Source organism: Tessaracoccus bendigoensis DSM 12906 (assembly GCF_900141915.1).
GTDB classification, from domain to species: domain Bacteria; phylum Actinomycetota; class Actinomycetes; order Propionibacteriales; family Propionibacteriaceae; genus Arachnia; species Arachnia bendigoensis.
The window spans coordinates 1-2,316 of the sequence record NZ_FQZG01000140.1 but is presented as its reverse complement, the minus strand read 5'-3'; the positions used below and the strand labels follow the sequence as shown (position 1 = coordinate 2,316).

The window sequence follows — 2,316 nt, the reverse complement described above, 5'->3', positions numbered from 1 at the left end:
ACACCAGCGGGGCAGCAACACCAGCGGGGCAGCAACACCAGCGGGGCAGCAACACCAGCGGGGCAGCAACACCAGCGGGGCAGCAACACCAGCGGCCCGCCCAACGACGTCAACACCACCCGACGACGTCAACACCACCCAACGACATCAACACCACCCGACGACGTCAACACCGCACAGCACAACAACCCAAGCGCAACGAGCCCTGACTCAACCGGCTCCCAACAGACCCAGCGACTCCACCACATCCGCCTCCCGCTTCAACTCCTCGACCGACGCCTCCAACTTCGACCGTCCGAACGCGTTCAACGCCAAGCCCTGCACGATCGACCAGTCGCCGCCCTCGCATGTCACCGGGAACGACGACACCAACCCCTCCGGCACCCCGTACGACCCATCGCTCGGCACCGCCATCGACGTCCACGTGCCCGGCTCGGTGCCGAGCAGCCAGTCGCGGGCGTGCTCGATGGTCGCGTTCGCCGCCGACGCCGCACTCGACGACCCGCGCGCCGCGATCACCGCAGCGCCCCGGTTGGCGACATCCGGGATGAAGTCGAAGTTGAGCCACGCGTCGTCTCCCAACCAGCGCGCGGCCGAAATCCCGTTGATCCTCGCGTTGAACAGATCCGGGTACTGCGTCGACGAGTGGTTGCCCCAGATCGTCAACTGCTCGACCTCGTCGACCCCCAGCCGCGCACGACGCGCGACCATCGCCCTCGCCCGGTTGTGATCGAGCCTTGTCAGCGCCGAGAACCGCTCACGCGGGATGCCCGGCGCATTCCGGTACGCGATCAGCGCATTCGTGTTGGCCGGGTTGCCGGTCACGACGACGCGCACGTCGTCTGCGGCGACCTCACTCAACGCCCGCCCCTGCTCGGCGAAGATCGCCCCGTTGGCCTGCAACAGGTCGGAGCGCTGCATGCCTGCCTTCCGCGGAGACGCCCCCACGAGCAGCGCAAGGTCCACCCCGTCGAACACCGCGTCGGCGTCCGAGCCGACCTCCACCCCGGCCAGCAGCGGGAAGGCGCAGTCGTTCAACTCCATGACGACGCCCTCGAGCGCCTTCAGCGCCCCAGGCACCTCCAGCAGCCGCAGCTCGACCGGCCGCTCCCCCGCCAGGTCGCCGGCCGCGATCCGGAACAGCAGCGAGTAGCCGATCTGCCCGGCGGCGCCGGTGACGGCGATCCTCAACGGCCGCATCGTCAGCGCACGTTCAGGTCGTCGACCAGGACGCAGCGGCGGGTGCGTGCGAAGTTGCGGGTCCGCGTCAGGCCTTCACCGGACGTCGGAATCCCAGGCTTCATCGTCACCCTGTCTGGCATGTTGCTGTTCCGCGGCATGACCTTCCTGGTCCTGAACTCAGTGTCGCTTTCCCCGATGACCCCCGAATACCAGGCGATCGCGACCGGGTTCATAAACGGGCTGTTAGGCGGGGCAGGGTTCGACCTGTTCACGCTGGTCGTGGCGGGCATCGCCATCGCGGCCTACGCGTTCTCCCAGTGGCGCAACCGTCAAGCCCGGATCCGCTACGAGCAGCCCGTCGAATCGATGCCGCTGTTCATCGTCAAGCTGGCCCTGATCGCCATCGTCGTCGGGTTCTTCGCTTGGAAGCTCGCCACGTCGCGCGGCTTCCCGATCGTGTTGTTCATCCTCGCCGCGCTCGTCCTGATCTACGGGTTCGTCTCCAAGAACACCATCTATGGTCGTCACGTCTTCGCGATCGGCGGCAACCTGAACGCGGCGATGCTCTCGGGCGTGAAGGTGAAGCGCACCCTGTTCTACGCCTACGTGAACATGGGCCTGCTGGCTGGTATCGCCGGCATCGTGTATTCATCCCGAGCCAACGGCGCTCAGCCCGCCGCCGGTAACGGCATCGAGCTTGACGCGATCGCCGCCTGTTTCATCGGTGGCGCGGCTGTCACCGGTGGTGTCGGCACCGTCGGCGGCGCGATGATCGGCGGCCTGGTGATGGCGGTGATGACCAACGGCATGCAGCTGATGGGTGTCCCGACGTCGATCCAGCAGATCGTCAAGGGCCTCGTGTTGCTGCTGGCCGTGGCGTTCGACATCTGGAACAAGCGTCGGGCGGCTTCGGCCAAGTCCTGATCCTTCACACATTCGATGGCGCGATCCGAAAGGGTCGCGCCATTGTCATGCCCCGCCACTGCCGCGCCCCGGAAATGAGCAGGATCCACTACTCAAACTCGCCCCGACCGCATCGTCAGCAGACAACACTGACGCCGTCGCAATGACCATCAAATCCTGCTCAAACCATCCCCCACCCAAGCACCCACCCGACGACGACGCCGACTCCAG

The 2,316-nt window shown here is 66.5% G+C and carries 2 protein-coding genes; one reads left to right on the top strand and one right to left on the bottom strand.

Features of this window, described 5'->3' with window-relative positions; translation table 11 throughout:
* Nucleotides 1-210: 210 nt before the first annotated feature.
* Nucleotides 211-1,206 carry a malate dehydrogenase gene (locus BUC15_RS18735; protein WP_073191607.1) on the bottom strand — a complete coding sequence of 332 codons (996 nt, stop codon included), beginning with the start codon at nucleotides 1,204-1,206 and terminating at the stop codon, nucleotides 211-213.
* Nucleotides 1,207-1,320: 114 nt separating this feature from the next.
* Between BUC15_RS18735 and BUC15_RS18730 the strand changes: the two genes are divergently transcribed.
* Nucleotides 1,321-2,106, top strand: coding sequence for an ABC transporter permease subunit (locus tag BUC15_RS18730; RefSeq protein ID WP_084189749.1), 786 nt, complete (start codon nucleotides 1,321-1,323; stop codon nucleotides 2,104-2,106).
* Nucleotides 2,107-2,316: the final 210 nt, after the last annotated feature.